We start from the raw sequence: 23,134 nt of genomic DNA, 5'->3' as shown, positions 1-23,134 counted from the left end.
AATACTTCTACAGCTCGAACGGATCGAGGTCGATCCGCTCGACCAGCCCGGCGGCGCGGTCGTACGGCGACTCCCGGTCGCCCTCGGCTTCCGGTCGGTCGCGCCCCGCCGCCGCGTAGACGCGGTCGACGAACGCCTCGCGGGCGAGGCGGTTCTCGAAGAGGCCGTGGAGGTAGGTACCGAAGACGTCGCCGTCGGCCGCGCCGCCGCCGTCGAACGGTCGCTCGACGTCGGCGTCCGGGAGGGGATCGCTGTCGCCCATGTGGATCTCGTAGCCCGAGACGGTCCCCGACGCGTCGGCCAGAGGACCACACCCCCGGAGCCGTCGCTCGACGGGTTCGACGGTCTTCTCGCGGCTGAACCGCGTTTCCACCGGGAGCAGCCCCGCGCCCGCGACCGCCTCCGCGTCGCCAGTCCCCTCGATCGAGGCGTTCGAGAGCCGCACGCCGAGGAGCTGATAGCCGCCACAGAGCCCGACGATCGGCCCCTCGAACGCCCGAAGCTCTTTATAAAGGCCGCCCTCGGCGGCGGCGATCGCATCGTCGACGGTGTTCTTCGTCCCCGTGAGGACGACCGCGTCGGCGTCGAGCGGCGAGTCGAGCGGCACGAACCGGACCCGGACGCCGGGTACCCGCGCGAGTGGTTCGATGTCGGTGACGTTCGACGCCCGCGGGAACCGGGGGACCGCGACCGTCACGGACTGGTCGGGACCGGTGCCGTCGCCGCCGATCGTCCCCGGAGAATCCGGTGCTGGCAGGGAGACGCTGTCCTCCTCCGGTAGTCCCGGGTCGTCGTAGGGGAGCACGCCGAGCACGTCCACGCCCGTCAGCTCCTCGATGCGGTCGATGCCGGGGTCGAGGATCGAGCGGTCCCCGCGGAACTTCGTGACGACGACGCCTTCGACCCGGTCGCGGACGTCGTCGGGGAGCAACTCGAGCGTCCCGAGGATCGACGCGAAGACGCCGCCGCGCTCGATGTCGGCGACGAGCAACACGTCGGCGTCGGCAAAGCGCGCCGTTTCGAGGTTCGCGAGGTCGCGCTCGTGGAGGTTGATTTCGGCGATCGACCCGGCCCCCTCCGCGATCACGACGTCGTGGGTCGCCGCCAGCCGCTCGTGGGCGGCCTCGGCGGTCGCTCTTGCCCGCTCCCAGTGTTTCCCGTAGTACGCCCCCGCGGCGAAGTGCTCGATCGCCTCGCCGTCGAGGACGAGCTGGGACTCGCCGTCGCCGCGAGGCTTCAAGAGGACCGGGTTGTGGTCGGTCGTCGCCGGGATCCGGGCCGCGCTGGCCTGGACGTACTGGGAGACGCCGATTTCGCCGAACCCTTCGCCGGTCGCCCGCGCCACCGCACGGGCGTTGTTGGACATGTTCTGTGCCTTGAACGGCGCGACGGAGACGCCCCGGTCGGCGAGGGATCGACAGAGCCCGGCGGCGACGGTCGACTTGCCGACGTGGCTCGCGGTCCCGGCGACGAGGATCGTTCGGGCCGACATCACGACACACTCCGGAGCGGCCGAGTATACCAGTTGCGGCGCTCCGGGGCGGTCCGAACGGCCGGCCGCGGCGACACCGACCCAGTGTGCCCGCCGTCCGCACCGCCTGGGGAACGTTTATTCACTCGCTGGTCGAACAGTTCTTCGATGGAACCCGGGGAATCGGTCGAACTCGAGGCGTGGCTCGAAGAGCAAGAGTCGTTCGAGCCGCCCGCGTCGTTCGTCGAGCAAGCGAACGTGTCGGACCCCGGGATCTACGAGGCGTTCGAGGAGAACTGGCCGGACTGCTGGGAGCGAGCCGCCGACCTGCTCGAGTGGGATCGGCCCTGGGAGGACGTCCTCGACACGTCGTCAGCGCCCCGGTATCGGTGGTTCACCGGCGGCCGGCTCAACGCGGCGTACAACTGCATCGACAGGCACGTCGAGGCGGGCCGCAAGAACCGCGCGGCGCTCCGGTGGGTCGGCAAGCGCGGCGAGACGGAGACCTACACTTACGGTGATGTCAAACGCGAGACCGAGGCGTTCGCGGCGGCGCTCCGTGATCTCGGCGTCGAGGAGGACGACATCGTCACGCTGTATCTGCCGATGATCCCGGAGTTGCCGATCGCGATGCTGGCGTGTGCCCGGATCGGCGCGCCCCACTCCGTGGTCTTCGCCGGCTTCTCCGCCGACGCGCTCGCGACCCGGATGGAATCGGCCGACTCGGAGTATCTGGTCACCTGCGACGGCTACTACCGCCGCGGCGATCCCCTCAACCACAAGGGGAAAGCCGACCGGGCGGTCAGACGCATCGATCGGGACGTCGAGACGGTCGTCGTCGACCGCCTCGGCGCCAGCCTACCGCACTCGCTGGGCGAGGCCCAACACGACTACGACGACATCGTCGACCGGAACCGCGGACGGACCGTCGATCCGGTCGCCCGCGACGCCGAAGACGACCTCTTCGTGATGTACACCTCGGGGACGACGGGGAAACCGAAGGCGGTCAGACACACGACCGGTGGGTACCTCTCGCACGTCGCCTGGACCTCCCATGCGGTGTTGGACGTCAAGCCGGAGGACACCTACTGGTGTTCGGCCGACATCGGGTGGATCACAGGGCATTCCTACATCGTTTACGGGCCGCTGGCGCTCGGAACGACCACGGTGATCTATGAGGAAACACCCGACTACCCGGAGAAGACCCGCATCTGGGAGCTCATCGAGCGCTACGATGTAAACGTCTTCTATACGGCGCCGACGGCGATCCGGGCGTTCATGAAGTGGGGTTCGGACTACCCGGATCGACACGACCTCTCGTCGCTTCGGTTACTCGGGACCGTCGGCGAGGCGATCAACCCGAAGGCCTGGAAGTGGTACTACAAACACGTCGGCGGGGAGTCCTGCCCGATCGTCGATACGTGGTGGCAGGCCGAGACCGGCGGGATGATGATCACCACCCTCCCCGGTGTCGGAACGATGAAGCCCGGATCGGCCGGGCCGCCGCTGCCCGGGATCGACGCCCAGGTCGTCGACGAGGCGGGCGAGGAAGTCGCCCCCGGCGAGGCCGGCTTTCTGACCGTCGAGAGGCCCTGGCCCGGCATGCTTCGCGGGCTCGCCGGCGACGAGGACGGGCGGTTCGTCTCGGAGTACTGGGAGGCGTACTCCGACCCCGATTCGGACGAGTGGACCTACGTGCCGGGCGACGGCGCGAAGATCGACGAGGACGGGTACATCACGATCCTCGGCCGCGTCGACGACGTGATTCCGATCGGCGACGCCACGATCGGGACGATGGAGATCGAGTCGGCGGTCGTCGGCGTCGGGGGCGTCGCCGAGGCGGCCGTCACGAGCGCGGGCGGGGACCTCATCGTCTACGTCAGCACCGAACAGGGGCACACGGGCGACGCAGCCCTCCGGAACACCGTCGTGGCGGCGATCGAGCGGGAGATCGGCGACGTAGCGCTTCCCGATCACGTCGTGTTCACTCCCGAACTCCCGAAGACCCGCTCGGGGAAGATCATGCGACGCCTGCTGGAGGATATCGCGACCGGCGAGGAGCTCGGCGATATCAGCGCCCTCCGGAACCCCGAGATCGTCGGGGAACTCCGGGCGCGGCTGTCGGGGGACTCCCAGTCGTACCTCGAGTCGGAGCACTGACTTCGCGTCTAGACAGATAAACGAAACGCAGACGCGATCCACCGGCGCGTCGGTCACCGAACCGAGTGGACGTATCCGGGGACGAAATAGCGTCCGTCCGGGGTTGTTTTCGGGCGTTCGCCCGCCGATTGCATCCGAAGAACTAATGTTTCGGGTGGTTCGACCATTACGAAATGAGCGATCCGCTCGGCCGTCGGGAGTACGAGCAGCTTCGGGAGGCCGCGGCGACCACGCGCGGGCGTCTCGTCGTCAGACTTCTCGCGGAGTCGGGCGTTCGACCCGCCGAACAGACCCGGATCCGCCCCGGCGACGTCGACCGCCGCCGGTTCGAGGGAGTGGTACATCACTTTCTGTCCGTCCGCGGCAGCGACGGAAACACCTGCCGGCGGACGTATCTCCGGGCCGAGCTGGCCCGCCTCGTGGACGAATACGCCGCGACCGCCGGTGTCGCCCCCGACAATCGGCTGCTCGACGTCACGCCGCGTCGGGTCCAGATGCTCGTCTCCGAGGTCGCCTCCCGTGCCGCCGAAATAACCGGGCAGAGCCGCCTCGGGGACGTCTCGAGCGACGTGCTCCGGCGGTACTTCGCCAGGCGGCTGCTCGTCGAGGACGGCATCGATCCCCGGATCGTCCGGACCATCGGAGGGTGGAACCGACTCGAGGCGCTCGATCGGTACCTCGAACCGGCGGACGACGCGGAGATAGCCGCCGCCTTCTCGGATTCTGCGCCGACGACCGGCGGCGGACTCCCGTTCGAGGGGACCGCGGGCACGGTCGGGCTCGAACTGGACGCCGACGGCCGGATCGTCGGCGGCGGCGGCGACGTCGAGGGACTGCTCGGATACGACCGAAACGCCGTCGTCGGGACGCCGTTCGGGCGGCTGTTCACCGACGACGCCCGCGAGCGGGCCCGGCCGAAGGAGGTCCTCGCCTCGGCCGGCCGCGAGGACTTCACCGTCGAGACGTGTTGGTTCCGGACGGCCGAGGGCGATCGAGTCCGTATCGTCGCGTTAGTCTCGCGCCGGGGAGCCGACCAGCACTCGGGGTTCGTCGCCGTCCTCTGGGCCGACGACGACACCGAAGACGGACGCACGGCGAGTACGTTCCGTCGGGCGGTTTCGGCCGCCGGACAGCCGATCTGCTTCGTCTCCCCGACGGGTGAGATCGAGTACGTCAACGCCGCCTTCGAGGAGCTGATCGGCTACACCCAAAGCGAGGTCGTCGGCCGGCCCGCGGCCGACATTCTCAGCTCCGGCGAGGACACCGACGCCTACTACGAGGAGCTTCGCGAGACAGTCCTCGACGGTGACCCTTGGACCGGACAAGTGACGCTGCGACGCAAGAGCGGCGAGCGGGTCCACGTCCGACAGAACGTCGCCCCGGCCGGCGACAACGAGGTGGAGTTCGCGGTAATCGTCGCGACGGACGTGACCGAACGGATCCGCCGCGAGCGGTCGCTGGTGCGGCGCTGTGAGACGCTCGAAGGACTCGAGGGGCTGGTCGCCGACATCAACGCCGCCGGTCGGGAACTGATCGACGCCTCGACCCGATCGGAGATCGAGGCCGCCGTCTGCGAATCGCTGGCCGACAGCGACGCCTACCTCGCCGCCTGGATCGGCGGCACCGATCCCGGTGGATCGCGGCTCCAACCGCGAGCGGCGGCGGGTGCGCCGGCAGCCGACGAATCCGCGATCGACATCGACTCCTCGGTGTTGTCCTCGGCGCTCGAAACCGGCCGCCCACGGGTGGCCGGCAACGAGTTCCCGACCGACACGCTCGGTCCTTTCGGGGCCGACGGCGTCTCGGAAGCCCGCGCGGTCGGTATCATCCCGCTCGCGTACGGCGAAACGACGTACGGGCTGTTGGCCGTCTTCACCGGCCGCGGAACGGCCTTCGGCGACCGCGAGCGGACGCTGCTTTCGGATCTCGGTGCCCACGTCGGCCACGCGATCACCGCCATCGAACGCCGGAACCTGCTGTTGGCCGACACGGTCGTCGAGCTGGAGTTCGGCTGCACGGATCCGGGGGCGTTTCTCGTTGCCGCGACGGCCGAACACGACTGCGTCTGTTCGATCCAGGCGGTCGTCCCCGTCGCCGAAGGATCGCTGTTGTTCTATGCGGCCCTCTCGGACGCCCAACCGGACGCGTTTCTCGACACCGCAACGGCCGCGTCCGGCGTGACCGACGGCCGTTATATCCGCGAGTACGACGACAGCTCGCTGCTCGAGCTCACCGTGGAGGGGAGTTCGCCTGCCCTCACGCTGACCGAAATCGGCGCGACGATCCGCGAGGGGGTCGCCGACTCCGGCGAGCAGACGATCCGCGCCGAGATCGCACAGGAGACCGGCGTTCGATCCGTCGTCAAAGGGCTACAGGCGTCGTTTCCGGAGACGACCCTCCGGGCGAAACACGCCGCTGACCGCCCCGTCGAGACGATCGCTGAGTTCCGGAACTCCCTTTCGGAGTCGCTGACGGACAAACAGCGCTCCGCGCTCCGGGCGGCGTACTTTTCGGGCTACTTCGATTGGCCCCGCGGGTCGACCGCCGAGGAGGTCGCCGAGTCGATGGGCGTCTCCTCGCCAACGTTGCACAACCACCTCCGAAAGGCCGAACGAAAGCTTCTCTCGTCGTTTTTCGACCACACCCGAGAGCACATCGGCGGCGGCGTTCCGGAGCCGTCGGTGTAGCGGCCGGGGTCGCACCGGCCGGTACGTTCGACTCCCACCGCGGGACGCACCCCTCGAGACCCCTGCATCGTCCGGCGACGGACCGCCTCTCGTCCTCCGGGTTCCGACCGATCGTCCGCTTCGCCCGCCTAGGGGGCGGTCGTAGCGTAACGTCCGTTCCGAATCACCCCGGGAAGTGGGCACTCGAACGCGTAGGGTTTGCATGCTTAGATCCCCCGCTTATTAGGGTCGCATATGTCCGGTACGATGTAATGTCTGATTCGGACGACACACAACTGGAAGCACGGCTCGCAGAACAGGAATCCTTCGAGCCGCCCGCGTCGTTCGTCGAGCAGGCGAACGTCTCGGATCCCGAAATCTACGAGGAGTTCGAGGAGAACTGGCCGGACTGTTGGGAGCGAGCAGCCGACCTCCTACAGTGGGAAAGCGACTACGACGAGGTGCTCGTCGACGACGACGAACCGTTCTACGAGTGGTTCACCGGCGGGGAATTGAACGCGTCCGCGAACTGTCTCGATCGACACCTCGACGACCGCGGCGACGAGACCGCGATCCACTGGGAGGGCGAACTCGGCGAGTCCCGCGAGTACACCTACGAGGACCTCCACCGTGAGGTCAACGAAACCGCCGCGGCGCTCCGTGATCTCGGCGTCGAGGAGGACGACGTCGTCACGATGTACATGCCGATGATCCCGGAGTTGCCGATCGCGATGTTGGCGTGTGCCCGGATCGGCGCGCCCCACTCCGTGGTCTTCGCCGGCTTCTCCGCCGACGCGCTCGCGACCCGGATGGAGTCGGCCGACTCGGAGTATCTGGTCACCTGCGACGGCTACTACCGCCGCGGCGATCCCCTCAACCACCTCGAAAAGACCAACGAGGGCCTCGCGGACGTCGCACACGACACGACGACGGTCGTCGTCGACCGCCTCGGCGACGCCCTCGACCACGAACTCGCCGAGGACCAACTCGACTACGACGACCTCGTGGCCGACCACGAGGGCGCGTCGGTCGAGGCGGTCACCCGCGACGCCGAGGACATGTTGTTTCTCATGTACACCTCGGGGACGACGGGAAAACCGAAAGGCGTCAAACACACGACCGGCGGGTACCTCTCGTATGCCGCCTGGACGTCCCACGCGGTGTTGGACGTCAAACCCGAGGACACCTACTGGTGTTCGGCCGACATCGGGTGGATCACGGGCCACTCCTACATCGTTTACGGGCCGCTGGCGCTCGGAACGACCACGGTCATGTACGAGGGGACGCCCGACTACCCCGACAAGGACCGGATGTGGGACATCGTCGACAGCTACGACGTCAACCAGTTGTACACGGCGCCGACGGCGATCCGGGCGTTCATGAAGTGGGGTTCGGACTACCCGGATCGACACGACCTCTCGTCGCTTCGGCTCCTCGGAACGGTCGGGGAACCCATCAACCCGAAGGCCTGGAAGTGGTACTACAAACACATCGGCGGGGAGTCCTGCCCGATCGTCGATACGTGGTGGCAGACCGAGACCGGCGGGATGATGATCACCACCCTCCCCGGCGTCGGGACGATGAAGCCCGGCGCGGCCGGGCCGCCGCTGCCCGGGATCGACGCCCAGGTCGTCGACGAGGCGGGCGAGGAAGTCGCCCCCGGCGAGGCCGGCTACGTGACGGTCAACAAGCCCTGGCCCGGCATGCTGCGGACGCTGTATAAAAACGACGAGCGGTTCGTCTCGGAGTACTGGGAGGCGTACTCCGATCCCGACTCGGACGAGTGGGTGTACTTCCCCGAGGACGGCGCGAAGATCGACGAGGACGACTACATCACGATCCTCGGCCGCGTCGACGACGTCATCAACGTCTCCGGACACCGGCTCGGAACGATGGAGATCGAGTCGGCGGTCGTCGGCGTCGAGGGCGTCGCCGAGGCTGCCGCGGTCGGCGGCGACCACGAAATGAAAGGCGAGGCGGTCTACACCTACGTCATCCTCGAGGACGGCTACGAGGAGGGCGAAGAAATGAAACAGTCGATCGTCGAGGGCGTCGAGGACGCCATCGGCCCGATCGCCCGGCCCGAGGAAGTACTCTTCACCCCCGAGCTCCCGAAGACTCGGTCCGGGAAGATCATGCGACGGCTCCTGGAGGACATCGCGAACGGCGAGGACCTCGGTAACACGAGCACGCTGCGGAACCCCGAAGTCGTCGACGATATCCAGGAGAAGCTGTAAGCGGAACCACACGGAACCTAACGATAATTTAATATAATCATGGCTGCTTCAAACGACAACATGGCGGAGAATGACACACAATCGCGACGGGACGTACTCAAGACGGCCGGCGCCGCGGGCGCGGCCGGCATCGCCGGGCTCGCCGGCTGTCTCGAGGGCGGCAACGGCGGCGGCAACGGCGGCGGCAACGGCGGCAACGGCGGGGGCGAATCGGAGTACCCCTCGCTGGGCAACTACCCGATCGAGGGCGACACTGCCACGCTCGGGTTCAACGTCCCTCAGACCGGCCCCTACCAGGAGGAGGGCGCGGACGAGCGCCGTGCGTACGAACTCGCGGCGGACCACCTCAACAACGGCGGCGGCTGGGTCGACCTGTGGGACGACCTCTCCGGCGACGGGGTCAACGGCTACGAGATCGACTACGTGACCGGCGACACGGCGACCGACGCCGACACCGCCCGCGAGTCGGCCTCGCGGATGATCGAGCGGGACAACGTCATCATGTTCAGCGGCGGCTCCTCGAGCGCGACGGCGATCGCTCAACAGGGGCTCGCCCAACAGGAGAACGTCCTGTTCATGTGCTGTCTGACCCACTCGAACGACACGACCGGCGGGGACTGCGTCCGGTACGGCTTCCGGGAGATGTTCAACGCCTACATGACCGGGCAGGCGCTCGCGCCGATCGTCACCGAAGAGTACGGCGAGGACCTCGAGTTTTACCAGCTGTACGCCGACTACACCTGGGGACAGACCCAGCAGGCGTCGATGCGGCAGTTCTTCGAGGAGGCGGGCTGGTCCGAGGTCGACTCCGTGCCGACGCCGCTCGGCACCGACGACTACTCGACGTTCCTCTCGGAGGCCGTCGACTCCGGCGCCGACGTGCTCTTTTTGAACCACTACGGGCTGGACGGCTCGAATTCGGTCTCGCAGGCCATCGACCAGGGGGTCAACGAGGAGATGGAGATCGTCGTCCCGCTGTACAACGTTCCGATGGCGGCCGGTGCCGGCGGGTCCATCGAGGGCGTCTTCGGCACGGACGGCTGGGACGCGAACCTCGACAACGAGCCCACGCAGGTGTTCGCCGACGCGTTCGAGGCGGAGTACGACCGGACCCCGAGTTCGCCGGCGCGACTGGCGTACTCGGCGACGATGCTGTATGCGGCCGCGGTCGAACGCGCCGGCACGTTCTACCCGCCGGAAGTCATCCGCGAACTCGAAGGCTACGAGTGGAGCAACGGCGGCATCGGCGAGGAGACGATGCGGGAGTGCGACCACCAGACGATGCGTGACATCCTCGTGGTCCGCGGCCTCTCCGAGGAGGAGCAAGACTCCGAGAGCGGCCGATACTGGGAGGTCGTCGAGCAGTCGGCCTACCCCGAGTCGGTCGGCTACGAGTGCGACAGCGGTCCAGCCGCCGAATGTGAACTCGGCGACTACGGCGACGAGTAAGCCGCGCGCGGTATAGTCGGCCCATCGACTTTCCTTATTAATTCAACCCATGCACACAAACACACACACGATGGAGGTGCTATCGTGAGCGTCGTCGGATCTGTCGTCGGCTTCGCCATCCAGACGCTCGCGGTCTCCTCGATCTACATCCTCGTTGCGATCGGGCTGTCGATAACGCTCGGCACACTGAAATTCGTGAACTTCGCCCACGCCGCGATGTATCTCGCGGGCGTCTACATCGGGCTCGCGATCGCGCTCGAGCTTCAGTTCACCGGGGACCTCGCACGCAGCATCGGACTCGGGAACTTCGGCCTCGATCTCGGCTTTCTGGCCGCACTCGCCGTCATCCCGATCGTCACCTTCGGGCTCGGGCTGTTGATGGAGCGGTTCGTCGCTCGGCCCTTCTACGACCGGCCTGACACCGACCAGATCCTGGTGACCTTCGGGATCCTGTTGATCGTCCAGGAGCTGATCAGGGCGTTCGTCGGCGGTCGATCGATCACCTTCTCCCGGCCCGCGTGGGCCCAGGGAGCCATCAGCCTCGGACCGCTCGGCACGTACGCCAGCTGGCGGCTCGCGATCATCGGAATCACCTCCGTACTCGTTCTCGCGGTGTACCTGTACATCGAGTACACCGACGTCGGACTCGCGGTTCGGGCGGGCACGGAGGACGCCGAGATGGTGAACCTCCTTGGCGTCCGCGCGACGCGGCCGTTTCTCGTCATCTTCGGGGTCGGCTCGGGACTGGCGGGCGCGGCGGGCGTCGTCGGCGGGCCCGTGTTCAGCGTCGTCCCGGAGGTCGGGGTCGGGGTGCTCGTCCCCGCGTTTCTCGTCGTGGTCGTCGGCGGCGTGGGTAGCATCGTCGGATCGATCCTCGGGGGCCTCCTGATCGGGGCCGTCGAGGTCGGACTGCAAATGAACGCCCCGACGTGGTCGTCGGTCGGCATCTACGCCCTCGCCGCGGTCGTTCTGCTGGTTCGGCCCGCGGGGCTTATGGGCGTCGTGGAGGTGGACGAATGAGCGAACAGACCGAGACCGCAACACCGGCCGAGACCGCCGACACGGGCGGCTTTTTCCACCGGTGGGACGCCGTCCGGGAGCGCGAGTCGTTCTCCGTCCTCGGCGCGATCGCGTTCGTGATCGTCTTCCCGATGATTTTCACCAACCTGCCGGCGTACAACGGCTACATGTCGCTGGTGGAGTTGATCTACATCTGGGCGATCTTCGCCATCGGCTTCGATCTGCTCTTGGGCTACACCGGCCTGTTGTCGTTCGGCCACGCCGTCTTCTGGGGCGGCAGCGCCTACGCCGCCGGGCTGTTTAGCGCGAACGTCTCCGGCGAGCCGCTTCTCATGGTGCTCGTCGCGACGGTCACCGCGATCGTCCTCGCGTTGCTCCTCGGCGTCCTCTCGCTCCGCCGTGGCGGGATCTACTTCGCGATCCTGACGCTCGCGTTCGGGCAGATGATGTATTACATCGCGCTCGGTCCGCTCGGGGGGATCACCGGCGGCGAGGACGGCTTTACCGGCGTCACCGTCGACCCGCTGCTCGGCGCGCTCGATCTCGGGACCGGCTTCGCGGGCGTGCTCGGGACGCTGTTGCACGACATCGGGTACGTGTTGTTCGCCGGCTTCTTCGTGCTCGCCGTCGCGGCCGCCGTCCGGATCGTCCGCTCGCCCTACGGGGCGATCTTCCAGGCGATCGCCGAGAACGAACAGCGCGTCCGGTTCCTCGGGTTGAACGTCTGGCGGTACAAACTCGTCGCGTTCGTGCTCTCGGGCGCGTTCGCCGGCGTCGCTGGCGGGCTGCACACGATCCACGCCCAGTACGTCGCCGTCGGATCGCTGTATTGGATCACGAGCGGCGACATCGTGATCATCACGGTGCTGGGCGGGATCGGGTCGATCTTCGGCCCGGTGGCCGGCGCGATGGCGTTCCTGTACGTCGAGAACATCGTCTCCGGCGAGATCGCCTTCTGGCTGCTCGTCCTCGGCGCGCTGTTCGTGACTGTCGTCTGGCTGTTCCCCGCCGGCCTGTGGGGGATCGTCGACGGCGTTCGCTCGACCGCCCGCGAACGACTCTCGGGGGATGATTCCTGATGCTTCTGGAAACCAACGGACTCACGAAACGCTTCGGTGAACTCACGGCCGTCGACGAGGTCGACCTCCAAATCGAGGAGGGCGACTCGTTGAGCATCATCGGCCCGAACGGCGCGGGAAAATCGACGACAGTCAACCTCATCACGGGACTGTTGAACCCTACCGAGGGGGACGTCCTCTACCGTGGCGAGAGGATCACCGGCCAGGAACCCCACGAGATCGTCCAGCAGGGCCTGAGCAAGTCGTTCCAGACGGCCTCGATCTTCCCGGAGCTGACCGTCGAGCGGAACGCGATCGTCGCCGCTTTGGGCGCCGAGCACGGCTCGTTCAGCCTGAACTTCTTCAAGCGCCTCACCGGCTACGACGAGGTCGCCGAGCGCGCCAGACGGACCCTCGAGGACATGGGGCTCTACGAGCAACGCCACATCGAGGCCCAGTCGTTGCCTTACGGCGACAAGCGTCGCCTCGAGATGGCGCTGGCGCTGGCGAGCGACCCCGATTTGCTCTTTCTCGACGAGCCGACGGCCGGAATGTCGCCGGACGAGACCGACGACACCGTCGACCTCATCGAGCGGATCAAAGAGGAGCGCGGGGTCACGATCGTCCTCATCGAACACGACATGGAGATCATCTTCCGGGTCTCAGACCGCATCGCGGTGCTCAACCGCGGCGCGAAGATCGCGGACGGCACGCCCGACGACATCCGGGGCGATCCCGACGTCCAGGAGGCGTATCTCGGAGGTGTCGAGATATGAGCCTGCTCGAACTCGAGGAGGTCAACTCCTACTACGGCGAGAGCCACATCCTCCGGGACGTAACGATGGAGGTCGAGGAGGGCCAGATCATCGCGTTGCTCGGCCGGAACGGCGCCGGCAAGACGACGACGCTGCGGAGCATCACGGGGACGGAACCGCCCGAAGTGCGGAGCGGGACCGTCCGTTTCGACGGGACCGATATCACCGGCCGACCGCCGGAGGACATCTCGGCGCACGGCCTGTCGTTGGTCCCCGAGGAGCGGCGGATGTTCTCGAATCTGACCGTCGCCGAAAACCTCCACGTTCCGGACATCTCCCAGAACCTGCTGAACCGGATCGGCCGGTCGGCCGAGACCGGCAAGACCGGCATCTCCGACGAGGAGGTCTACGAGCAGTTCCCCCGTCTCGACGAGCGCCGCGAGCAGAAGGCCGGCACGCTCAGCGGCGGCGAACAGCAGATGCTCGCCATCGCGCGGACGCTGAAGCAAGACACCGAACTACTCATGTTGGACGAACCGTCCGAGGGGCTCGCCCCACAGATCGTACAGGACGTCCTCGATATCATCGAAGAGATCGCCGACCAGGGCAAGACGATCCTGCTCGTCGAGCAGAACGCGGCGGCGGCGATCAAACTCGCCGACTACTGTTACGTGCTCGATCAGGGGACCGTCGTCTACCAGGGGACCGCCGAGGAGCTCGAGGCCAACGACGAGGTCAGACAGGAGTACCTCGGCGTATGAGTGACAACGCCAACCCCGCAGCCGGAACGCTCTCGCCTGCGGAACGGCTCGACGCGCTCGAGTCCGAGGGCGTCGTCTCCGTCGACGACGAGGCGGTGACGCTCACTCTCGAGTTCGAGTCCACGCGCGGCATCTACCACGACTCCTACATAGACGTCCCCGAGGCGGAGTACCACCAGGCGGTCTCGGACGTCTTCGGGATCGATCCCGACGAGGCGGCCGACCGGATCGAGGAACTCGGCGTCACCCGCGAGCAGTTCGTCGCGTTGCTCGCGTTGAACTCCCACGTCGACGGCGAGTACCCGCTCGTCGAGCGGGCCAACATGGCGATGATGATCACCGACATCGCTCCGCCGTCGCCGGTTCCGGAGGACGTCACCGAGATCGACGACGACAGCTTCGAGGCGTTCCTCGAGGAGCACGACCGGGCTGCGGTGACAGTCTGGAAGCGCTTCTGTGACCCCTGCGATCGGATGAAAGCGGACCTCGGCGAGACGGCCTCGGCGTTCCCCGAGGGCGTCGCGGTCGCGGGAATCGACGGCGAGGCGACGACCGAGTTCCGTCGGCGCTTCGAGGTCGAGGCCGCCCCCTCGGTGTTGCTGTTCGAGGGCGGCGAGTGTCGCGAGTCGCTTCGCGGCTACCACTCGCCGGAGGACATCGCTGACGCCTGCGCGGACGTCTACGACGAGTAGCGTCCGCCGCCAGCCGTCATTTATATACTGTCCGTCCGCGAGCGACCGTTGTTTATATACTCTCCGTCCGCGAGCGACCGTCATTTATATACTCTCCGTCCGCGAGCGACCGTTGTTTATAGAGATACAAGGAGAATACTGGTGGCTTTAGCCACCAGATGAATCCGACAAAAGTTTATGTATAGACACAGTACATATAATTGTGCGTGGGGAACTGGCAGTTGACTCGGTGTTTGCCACGGTTTCTAACCGGAATCAAAAAGTAAACCGACCACGCCGACAGTCGTAAAACAATCAGCTATCTCGAAGCCCTTCAGCGGGTACGAGTAACGGCTTCGTGGCAGAGCCACTGGCTGACTGTCCAGCAAACCTGAGACTCCCAACGTTCAGGATTGACCTGCCCGGCCAACACCGGGTGGGAGGCCCGCGCTTTTAGGCGCGGGAGGATGTCACATACGCACTGTTAAATATCTGACCACTCGTCGGCGTCCAGCGGCTCTCCTCCGAGGAACGCCTCGATGCCGGCCTCGGCGTCGGCGGTCGTACACAGCCCCGCGAACTGCTCGTTCGAGTACTCGAGGGCCTCGGCGTAGTCCATCCCCTCCATCTCGTAGTAGGCCCGCTTGCCGCGTTGGATCGCGGTCGGACTCTTCGAGGCGATCGTCTCGGCGTACTCCATCGCGGCGTCGACGTGTTCGCCGGCCGGCGCGGTCGCGTTTATAAGACCCCACTCGAGGGCGGTGTCGGCGTCGATCAACTCCCCGGTCAACAGCAACTCGAGACACCGCTTCCGGACGACGGCGTCCATCAGCGGGACGGCCGGTCCCATACAGAACAGCCCCACTTTCGGGGCGGTCGCGCCGAACATCGTCCCGTCGGCGGCGACGGCCAGATCACAGGCGGCGACCAGGCCCAGCCCGTTCGCGGCGGCGTGTCCGTGGGCGGCGGCGATCACAGGCGTTCCCATGCCCGCGATCGTCGCGAACGGCTCCTCCATGCTCGCGACCCACTCCTCGTAGGCGTCGCCCCCGTCGCGTTCGGCGTGTTCGGTGAGGTCGATTCCGGCCGAGAAGGCGTCGCCCGACCCGTCGATCACGATCGCGCGCACCTCGTCGTCGGATTCGTGGGCACGGAGCGCGGCGTCGAGGTCGGTTGCGAGCTCGGTGCTGAACGTGTTCATCGCCTCGGGGCGGTCCAGCGTGATCCGTCCGACGTACCCGCCCGTCTCGGCTGTGACGACGGCGTCCTCGCCTACTGTGTCAAATCGTGTCATGGCTGACTCGACGGGCGGTCGGGACAAAAGGCTCCCGGCGTCGCCGATGCCGCCGCGGCCGGTGTTGTCAGGGGGCCGGACGCCGTGCCCTCGCGGTTCGGTTTTAGTGAAATTATGGTGTATGTTCAAGTATACCGGACGTGCAGGTTCGGAACGCATATGAAGCGCGAAATGCTCACGCTCGATTTCCTCGATCGAGCCGTCGACCTCTACGACGACGTGACCGGAATTGTCGCCCACGACGGGACGGCCTACACCTACGCCGAACTCGACGATCGCGTGAACCGGCTGGCGAACGCTCTGGCCGAACGCGGGATCGAGAAGGGCGATGCGGTCGCGCTGTTGGCGCCGAACACGCATTACTTCATCGAGACGCTCTATGCGACGAACACCCTCGGTGCGGTGTTCGTGCCGATGAACTATCGCCTCACGTCCGGCGAACTAGAATACATCCTCGGGGACTGTGACGCCGACGTGGTCATCGCCGACTACGATTACGCCGAACACGTCGAACCGATCCGCGAGGCGGTCCCCGCCGAGCAGTTCATCGGCTACGAGAGCGACCGGATCGAGGGCGACTGGGACGACTACGAGGCGGTCCTGGCCGACGCGTCGCCCGAAGCCCCCGTCCGCCCGGAGATTTCGGAGGACGACGACGCGAGCATCAACTACACTTCGGGAACGACCGGCGACCCGAAAGGCGTCGTTCGCACCCACCGAACCGAACACTGGCACGCGCTGGTGCTGAACCAGCACATGGAGATCCGCGACGACGACAACTACCTCTGGACGCTGCCGATGTTCCACTGTAACGGCTGGGGCCACACCTACGCGATCACCGGCACCGGCGGCACCCACGTCTGCCAGCGAACCTTCGACGCCGAGGACACCTTCGAGCGCGTCCGCGAGTACGACGTCAGCTTCATGTGTGGCGCGCCGACGGTGTTGAACGCCCTGATCCAGCACTACGAAACCAACGACGTGGAGACGACCGGCGATCGGGACGTCCGCATCGCGACCGCCGGCAGCGCCCCGGCGACCGCGACGATCGAGACCGTCGAGGACGAGTTCGACTGGCGCATTATCCACATCTACGGACTCACCGAGACCGCCCCGATCATCACGACGAGCAACTCCCCGCGACGGCTGGCCGAGCGCGGCCGCGATCTGAAGATCAATCAGGGCAGCGAAACGCTCTGTACTGACGTTCGCGTCGTCGACCGGGACGGCAACGACGTTCCGGCGAACGGCGCGACCGTCGGCGAAATCGTCGTCCGGGGCAATCAGGTGATGGATCGCTATCTCAACAAGCCCGAGATCACCGAGGAGGCGTTCAACGAGCGGATCGAGGGCTACTTCCACACGGGCGATCTCGCCACCATCGACGAAGACGGTATGGTGTCGATCCAGGACCGCAAGAAAGACATCATCATCTCCGGCGGCGAGAACATCTCCTCGATCGAGGTCGAGGACGCCCTCTACGACCACGAGGGGATCTTGAAGGCTGCTGTCATCCCGGTCCCGAGCGAGAAGTGGGGCGAGACGCCGAAGGCGTTCGTCGTCGAACAGCCCGACGCGGACCTCACCGAGGAGGGGGTCATCGGCTTCGTCAAGGGGCGGCTGGCGGGATATAAAGCCCCGACGAGCGTCGAGTTCGTCGACGACTTCCCGGAGACGGCGACCGGCAAGGTCCAAAAGTACGAACTCCGCTCGGAGTACTGGGACGACGAGACCCGGATGGTCGGCCAGGAGTAGCCGCCGATCCGTCGGAACGTCCGGCGGACACGTTACCGACGATCGTATGACCCCGATCGCCCGCGGGAACGACCGACTGCGTTCGCCCCGATCGGGCCGTCGACGCTCCATCGTTGCGTCCGATTCGCCGTATCCCTAAACATTTAAAATGTCTATTTATAACCCATCGTCTTATCGTGCTCTGTTGAACGCAAGACAGCGACAGAATCAGTATTATGATATTAGATTTTTCACGGGTAGCTACGCTCTCTCTGCGGATTCTAAGATCGGACGATTCAATTTTAGCGGCTTTACGCAGTGGTCAAAACATCAGTTTCACAAGATACCGCACGAAGAATGAGGTGGACGATGGCGATGCCTCTCACGGATACGTCCAGAGAAGGAGAGCAGGCGGCGAGCCTAACTCGCCGCCTGCGTCAGGTTATGTACGATGCACTTGCGCGTGAGCTCCCGGAATTGGCCGTGCCAACTCCGGGAGCGAATCTCATCGCCACCGTCCTTCACCATCGCAAACACTGTCTCGCTCATTGACCGCTGATTGTAGACATCGTCGTCAATTCGAGCGTTGTGGGCCTTCTTGAGTCCGTTTTGCTCACAGTGTTTGATTACTGGTCGCGTTGACGCGTCACGGCAGGCTTCACGGAGATCGCTCCACGAGTACATCTTGTCAGCCAGCAACTCCTGCAGGTCTTCGGCGTTGCGCCGAAAGACCTGCAGTCCGATATGGCCGTCATAGGCTTTCTTCGTCGTGAAATGAGCATCCATGATGGCAAGTGAGTCCGTATCAACGAGCAGCGTCGTCTTCATAGCATTGAACGAGTAACCGACTCGATTTCGGTAGTGTGAGCTAGCTTGATCTCGTTGGAAGCCACTGGCATCAATCGACGCAGTGCCCGAAAGCCCCGCCTGCTCCGCTGACTGGCGGAGCAGGCGGCGCAACTCTTTCATCGGAAATTCACCGTCCCAAACGCTGAACGACGAGTAATCTGGAGATTTCTCAAGGCCGAACACATCGAGGATTCCCGGCATCTCGTTCAGGTAATCTTCGAGCTTCCGGAGTGGTTTATTGATTTCCTCTTTAAGTAGAAGCAGCGCGATTTTCGTGGAGTTAGCGTACCCGTCCGCGCCGTCCGGCGCGGCGGGTACGTCTGGTTCCTCTACGTGGTTTGTGGCAAAGTCTCGAAACGTTTGTGCGAGGGTCCTGAGACGCCCCATATCGCAAGACGGCGTCCAATTCCCCTGAAATCAGCGATATAATCCGCAGACGGCGTCGGTATTCAACGGAGCATCTTATCGAGTAGGGTACGATGACTGGTGCAGAAAGACCACAGTCGGAGTTAAGCCCCGACGACACGAACCGATCCTCGGCGAGTCCGGACCCCGGCGAGGGGACGGCCCTCCGGACGGACGGCGGGATGTCCGACGCCGAGCGCGAACAGCAGATCGACTATCTCGACGTCGAGATCAACCTCCTTCGGCCGGCGACGCCGTTCATGCGCGACCACCAGCGGGTGATCCTGACCGGCTTCGCCATCTGGGTCCTCACGACGTTCGGGCCAATCACCGCGACGCGGCTCGCGCCCGGCCTGATGACCCAGCCGATGCCGATACTCCAGTTCCCGCTGCACTACTTCCTGTTGGCCGTCGTCGCACCGTCCGCAGCGCTTTTGCTCTCGTTTTGGTACTGCAAGAAGCGCGACCAGATCGATGAAAAGTACGGCATCGAACAGGGCATCCCCGAGACCGAGACGGCGGAGACCGTCCCCGAGGACGTGACCGCCGCTGACGGTGGTGTCTCCGAATGAACGAGGGCACACTCGCGGCCGAGGCGGTGGCGCTGCCGCTACAGTCGGAGCTCCTGCCGGAGGGGCTCGACGTCTCGTTCAAACTCCTGCCCGCGATACTCGTCATCGGCATGATGGTGACGTTCCTCGCGGCCGGGTTCCTATATAAAGTGGCCGACTCCGACGACATGTGGGTCGCCGGCCGCTCGATCGGGAACGTCGAAAACGGGATGGCGATCGGCGCGAACTGGATGTCGGCGGCGTCGTATCTCGGCATGGCCGCCCTCATCGCGCTGTCGGGCGTCTACGGGCTGGCCTTCGTCGTCGGCTGGACGACGGGCTATTTCATCCTGCTCATCTTCCTCGCCGCGCAGATGCGGCGCTTCGGAAAGTACACGGCGCCCGACTTCGTCGGCGACCGGTTCAACTCAGACACCGCCCGCGCGATCGCGGCGGTCACGACGTTCCTCATCGGGTTCGTCTACGCGCTCGGGCAGGCCCGCGGGATGGGGCTGGTCGGGCTGTACATCCTCGGTGATCCCGGCATCCCCGGTCTCACCGGCTATCAGGCCATGATGATCGTCTTCATGGTGATCACGATCGCGTATCTCTCGCTGTCGGGGATGCTCGGCGCGACGAAGAACATGGTGTTGCAGTACGTGATCCTCATCGGCGCGTTCCTCGTCGGGCTGCTCGTGACCGGCTGGACGGCCGGCTTCTCGACGGTGTTGCCACAGCTCGAGTACGGCGCGTTGATCAGCGAACTCAGTACGGAGTTCTCCGCCCCCTTCGCCGGCGGGAGCTACTACCTGTGGGTCGCGACGTGTTTCAGCCTCATCTTCGGGACCTGCGGGCTGCCGCACGTCCTCGTTCGGTTCTACACCGTCGAGAACGAGCGGGTCGCCCGCTGGTCGACCGTCTGGGGGCTGTTCTTCATCTGTCTTCTGTACCTCTCGGCGCCGGCCTTCGCCGCCTTCGGGACGTCGCTGTACGGCAGCGAGATCGGTGCCGTCTACGGTGACCCCGGAATGAGTAGCGCGGCCGGCGACGTCATCGTCGTCCTCGCCTCGCAGCTGGCGGGGCTGCCGTCGTGGTTCGTCGGCATCGTCGCCGCCGGTGGCATCGCCGCTGCCGTCGCGACGACCGCCGGACTGTTCATCGCCGCCTCGTCGGCCATCTCCCACGACATCTACGCGACGATCATCAACGAGGACGCGACCCAGCGCCAACAGGTCCTCGTCGGTCGGCTGAGTATCATCGCGATCGGCGCGCTGTCGATCGTCTTCGCGCTCGACCCCCAACAGCCGGTCGCGGCGCTTGTTTCCTTTGCGTTCTCGCTGGCGGCGATCGTGTTGTTCCCGATGTTCTTCCTCGGGCTGTGGTGGGAGAACACGAACCGCCAGGGCGCGCTCTCGGGCATGATCGTCGGCCTGATCGTCTGGTTCGTCCCGATGTTCAACGAGGGCAACTTCGGGCTGATCAACGGCGGTGCGGGCTGGGGGATCGACGCCATCGCGACGTGGATGCCCGCGATCGGCTCCGGGCTGATCGGCGTGCCGATCGTCTTCGCGGTCACCATCGTCGTCTCGCTGCTCACCGACGAGCCGCCGGAGGAGACGAAGATGCTGGTCCGACAGTGTCACAGCCCCGACCCGATGGATCGGGACGTGACCGCCGCCGAAATCGTCGAACAGAAAAAGAAGGACCGAGTCACCTCGGACGACGACTGATATGTACAAACGCATACTGATCCCCACGGACGGAAGCGATGTCGCGGAAGCGGCGATCGAACAGGCGGTCGACCTCGCCGCGAAGTACGACGCCGAACTCCACGCGCTGTACGTGGTTGACACCGACGCGGTCGCATACGGCCTCGGCACCGAACAGGTCGACCGGCTCAAACAGGGCAAGTTCGGCGAGATGACCGAACTCAGAGAGGAGGCCGAGTCGGCGACCCGGTTCGTCCACGAGCTGGCCGAGGAACACGGCGTCGACGTGGTCGAACACCACGCCGGGGGCCAACCGCATCAGGTGATCGCCAGCCACGCCGAGGACAACGACATCGACCTCATCGTCATGGGGAGCCACGGCCGCGCCGGCGTCCGCCGGGCACTCCTCGGCAGCGTCACCGAGCGGACGCTCCGCTCGACGCACACGCCGGTGTTGGTCGTCGACTACCAGGACGTCGAGTAGCACGGACCGCAGCAGTTACCCCCGAGACGGCGCTTTCGTTCGACATGATCCACACGCGACCCCGATCCGGCGTGACCCGTCTATGAGCCTCGCCGACCGCCTCAAAGAGCAGATCGCGGAGAACCAAACCGGAATGCTGTACGACTTTGCATTCGCCGTCGTCTGGGTGGGGTTCGTGTCCTTCCTCTTCGACGCCGTCTTCGCGGGCGCACCCCAGTGGGCGTTCTACATGTTCATGCTGGCTGGGGTCCCGGCGTACTTCGGGTTCTTCTGGTCGCTCGAGCTAGCGAGACGGGATCGGTAGGCCCGCGGTCGGAACCGACGGCCGTCCGGTCAGTCCCCGTCCCGCCCGGCCCGATACCTCGAACGCAAGCGCAGACACACGAGACTCGCCGCGCCGAACACCACCGGCGTCGCGACCGCCTCGGTCCCCCACGATCCCGAGAGAGCGGGGTACGCGCTCGCGCCGGCCAGGACGGCGAACAGAAACGCCAGGAGGCCGGTGATCGGCACGGCGAACCCCTCCGGGAAGGCGCCGCCGAGGTCTACCTCGTCGTTTCCCATACGTGGGCGTGGTGTCTCGGCCCTATAGGGGTTGCTGTGACGGTCGCCCGACCGGGTCAGTACTCGGTTCCCTTTCGAGCGCGCTGGCCGGCCTCGATCGGGTGTTTCTCCTTGCGGACGTTCGTGACGAGGTCTGCAGCGTCTATGAGGTACGCCGGTCGGGTGTGGCTCCCCGAGAGGACCAACTCGAGGTCGTCGGGCTTGTCGTCGATCAACTCGAGGACCGACTCGGGGTCGACAAGCCCCCTGTCGGCGGCGTAGAGGATCTCGTCGAGGACGAGCATGTGGACGCCCGCCTCGGGGTCGGCGTCGTGTTCGAACGGCGTCGAGAGCTCCGCTTCGTCGGCGGCTTCGACGAGACGCTGCGCCCGCTCGAAGCCCGCCGACGCCTCGGCCTCGTGGTCGCGCTCTTCGGTCCCGTCGTTCATCGCGTGCCAGCCGTAGTGGCCCAGGTTCTCGTAGCTGACCCCCGGCATCGCCGCGATGGCGTTGTACTCGCCGCGGACGTCCTCGACGCTGTCCGCGCCGCCTTTCATGAACTGCAGGACGTGGACGCGGTAGCCGTGACCCGCCGCCCTGAACGCCATCCCCAGCGTCGCCGTCGTCTTGCCCTTCCCGTCGCCCCACCACACCTGCGTGAGGCCGAACGACTCCGGTGCGGCCGGTTCGATCTCGCGGGCTTTCGGCGTCCGTCCCCGTCCCGGCGTCTCGCGGTCTGTCATGGCCGGCGATTCGGGCGCCGTCAGTAAGGCGCTGTCGGCGGGGCGACCGCGCGACCGCCCCCGACGTCCGAGGGCACCGTCTCCGTGTGCTCTCGTCCGTATCGGTTCATTCCGCCAGCGCCGCACCGAAGTTGTCGATGGGAACGACCGAGTAATCGACGGAGAGTATGTCGCTCGTCGCTCGCACTTTGCCGACGAACGTCGAGATGTCTTCGAGGGTCCCTTCGAGCGTGAACAGTTCCATACAGTAGTGATCGCCGACGTGGTTGTGGACGTTCGAGACGACCAGCTCCTCGTGGTCGTGTCGGATCCCCATCATCCGCTCTTCGGCGCTCGAGGTCTCGTGATCGAAGACGACGGTGACGACGCCCATCAGCTCGCGGCCCTCGAGCTGTTTGTCCTCGAACTCCCCGAGCAGGTTCCGGGAGGCCTCCCGGACGACCTCGCTGCGGCCGGTGTAGCCGTGCTCGTCGGCGAACTCGTCAAGGCGGTCGAGAAGCGAGTCCGGCATCGAAACGCTGACGACGGTCATATGTTAACTGAAGCACGAAATTCTATTAAACATTCCGTATCG

20 protein-coding genes are annotated in these 23,134 nt (G+C 65.8%); 14 read left to right on the top strand and 6 right to left on the bottom strand.

Annotated features, from left to right (window positions below):
* Positions 1-7 precede the first annotated feature (7 nt).
* Positions 8-1,492, bottom strand: a complete 1,485-nt coding sequence (locus NMLP_RS12725; protein ID WP_015410532.1) for a cobyric acid synthase — start codon at positions 1,490-1,492, stop codon at positions 8-10.
* A 147-nt stretch (positions 1,493-1,639) separates the two neighbouring features.
* On the opposite strand from NMLP_RS12725, the gene acs (NMLP_RS12720) reads away from it, so the two are divergent.
* The 9 genes from acs (NMLP_RS12720) (at position 1,640) to NMLP_RS12680 (ending at position 14,269) form a co-directional block, all read left to right on the top strand.
* Entirely contained in the window at positions 1,640-3,631 is a 1,992-nt protein-coding gene (gene acs, locus NMLP_RS12720) for an acetate--CoA ligase (protein WP_015410531.1), read from the top strand.
* Positions 3,632-3,804: 173 nt separating this feature from the next.
* Positions 3,805-6,318, top strand: coding sequence for a bacterio-opsin activator domain-containing protein (locus NMLP_RS12715; RefSeq protein ID WP_015410530.1), 2,514 nt, complete (start codon positions 3,805-3,807; stop codon positions 6,316-6,318).
* 251 nt (positions 6,319-6,569) lie between these two features.
* Positions 6,570-8,534 (top strand): acetate--CoA ligase, encoded by a 1,965-nt coding sequence (gene acs / locus NMLP_RS12710; RefSeq protein ID WP_015410529.1) that lies wholly within the window; start codon positions 6,570-6,572, stop codon positions 8,532-8,534.
* A gap of 60 nt (positions 8,535-8,594) precedes the next feature.
* On the top strand, positions 8,595-9,983 hold the full coding sequence (locus NMLP_RS12705) for a substrate-binding protein (RefSeq protein WP_015410528.1): 1,389 nt from the start codon (positions 8,595-8,597) through the stop codon (positions 9,981-9,983).
* A gap of 84 nt (positions 9,984-10,067) precedes the next feature.
* Positions 10,068-11,003, top strand: a complete 936-nt coding sequence (locus NMLP_RS12700) for a branched-chain amino acid ABC transporter permease (protein WP_015410527.1) — start codon at positions 10,068-10,070, stop codon at positions 11,001-11,003.
* Complete coding sequence (locus NMLP_RS12695) at positions 11,000-12,082, top strand: branched-chain amino acid ABC transporter permease (RefSeq protein ID WP_015410526.1); 1,083 nt, start codon at positions 11,000-11,002, stop codon at positions 12,080-12,082. Before NMLP_RS12700 ends, NMLP_RS12695 begins: the two co-directional genes overlap by 4 nt.
* Positions 12,079-12,837, top strand: coding sequence for an ABC transporter ATP-binding protein (locus tag NMLP_RS12690; protein WP_049926568.1), 759 nt, complete (start codon positions 12,079-12,081; stop codon positions 12,835-12,837). The genes NMLP_RS12695 and NMLP_RS12690 overlap by 4 nt, the downstream gene beginning before the upstream one ends.
* Positions 12,834-13,577 (top strand): ABC transporter ATP-binding protein, encoded by a 744-nt coding sequence (locus tag NMLP_RS12685; RefSeq protein ID WP_015410524.1) that lies wholly within the window; start codon positions 12,834-12,836, stop codon positions 13,575-13,577. Before NMLP_RS12690 ends, NMLP_RS12685 begins: the two co-directional genes overlap by 4 nt.
* Positions 13,574-14,269, top strand: coding sequence for a thioredoxin family protein (locus NMLP_RS12680; protein WP_015410523.1), 696 nt, complete (start codon positions 13,574-13,576; stop codon positions 14,267-14,269). Before NMLP_RS12685 ends, NMLP_RS12680 begins: the two co-directional genes overlap by 4 nt.
* 463 nt (positions 14,270-14,732) lie before the next feature.
* Here NMLP_RS12680 and NMLP_RS12675 read toward each other — a convergent pair whose 3' ends face one another.
* Positions 14,733-15,542 carry an enoyl-CoA hydratase/isomerase family protein gene (locus NMLP_RS12675; RefSeq protein WP_015410522.1) on the bottom strand — a complete coding sequence of 270 codons (810 nt, stop codon included), beginning with the start codon at positions 15,540-15,542 and terminating at the stop codon, positions 14,733-14,735.
* Positions 15,543-15,701: 159 nt separating this feature from the next.
* Here NMLP_RS12675 and NMLP_RS12670 point away from each other — a divergent pair, with 159 nt between their 5' ends.
* Entirely contained in the window at positions 15,702-17,297 is a 1,596-nt protein-coding gene (locus NMLP_RS12670) for a class I adenylate-forming enzyme family protein (RefSeq protein ID WP_015410521.1), read from the top strand.
* A 399-nt stretch (positions 17,298-17,696) separates the two neighbouring features.
* Here the strand turns inward: NMLP_RS12670 and NMLP_RS12665 are convergent, their stop codons facing one another.
* A complete protein-coding gene (locus NMLP_RS12665) occupies positions 17,697-18,512 on the bottom strand; it encodes an IS5-like element ISNamo1 family transposase (RefSeq protein ID WP_015408940.1) in 816 nt (271 codons plus the stop codon).
* Positions 18,513-18,712: 200 nt separating this feature from the next.
* Between NMLP_RS12665 and NMLP_RS12660 the strand changes: the two genes are divergently transcribed.
* From NMLP_RS12660 to NMLP_RS12645, 4 genes are all read left to right on the top strand, one after another.
* Positions 18,713-19,102, top strand: coding sequence for a DUF4212 domain-containing protein (locus tag NMLP_RS12660; protein WP_049926801.1), 390 nt, complete (start codon positions 18,713-18,715; stop codon positions 19,100-19,102).
* Positions 19,099-20,811, top strand: a complete 1,713-nt coding sequence (locus NMLP_RS12655; RefSeq protein WP_015410519.1) for a sodium:solute symporter family transporter — start codon at positions 19,099-19,101, stop codon at positions 20,809-20,811. The genes NMLP_RS12660 and NMLP_RS12655 overlap by 4 nt, the downstream gene beginning before the upstream one ends.
* Position 20,812: 1 nt before the next feature.
* Positions 20,813-21,274 (top strand): universal stress protein, encoded by a 462-nt coding sequence (locus tag NMLP_RS12650; RefSeq protein WP_015410518.1) that lies wholly within the window; start codon positions 20,813-20,815, stop codon positions 21,272-21,274.
* A gap of 82 nt (positions 21,275-21,356) precedes the next feature.
* The gene (locus NMLP_RS12645; protein WP_015410517.1) at positions 21,357-21,578 is read left to right on the top strand and encodes a hypothetical protein; all 222 of its coding nucleotides are present in this window, start codon (positions 21,357-21,359) and stop codon (positions 21,576-21,578) included.
* Positions 21,579-21,607: 29 nt separating this feature from the next.
* Here NMLP_RS12645 and NMLP_RS12640 read toward each other — a convergent pair whose 3' ends face one another.
* The 3 genes from NMLP_RS12640 to nikR form a co-directional block, all read right to left on the bottom strand.
* Positions 21,608-21,838, bottom strand: coding sequence for a hypothetical protein (locus NMLP_RS12640; protein ID WP_049926566.1), 231 nt, complete (start codon positions 21,836-21,838; stop codon positions 21,608-21,610).
* Between the two features lie 56 nt (positions 21,839-21,894).
* Entirely contained in the window at positions 21,895-22,560 is a 666-nt protein-coding gene (locus NMLP_RS12635; RefSeq protein ID WP_015410516.1) for a cob(I)yrinic acid a,c-diamide adenosyltransferase, read from the bottom strand.
* A 106-nt stretch (positions 22,561-22,666) separates the two neighbouring features.
* Positions 22,667-23,092, bottom strand: a complete 426-nt coding sequence (gene nikR / locus NMLP_RS12630; RefSeq protein WP_015410515.1) for a nickel-responsive transcriptional regulator NikR — start codon at positions 23,090-23,092, stop codon at positions 22,667-22,669.
* Positions 23,093-23,134 lie beyond the last annotated feature (42 nt).

The sequence above is a fragment of the Natronomonas moolapensis 8.8.11 genome, from assembly GCF_000591055.1.
GTDB classification, from domain to species: domain Archaea; phylum Halobacteriota; class Halobacteria; order Halobacteriales; family Haloarculaceae; genus Natronomonas; species Natronomonas moolapensis.
The sequence above is the reverse complement of the archived record's forward strand: the minus strand, read 5'-3'. Positions and strand labels throughout refer to the sequence as shown.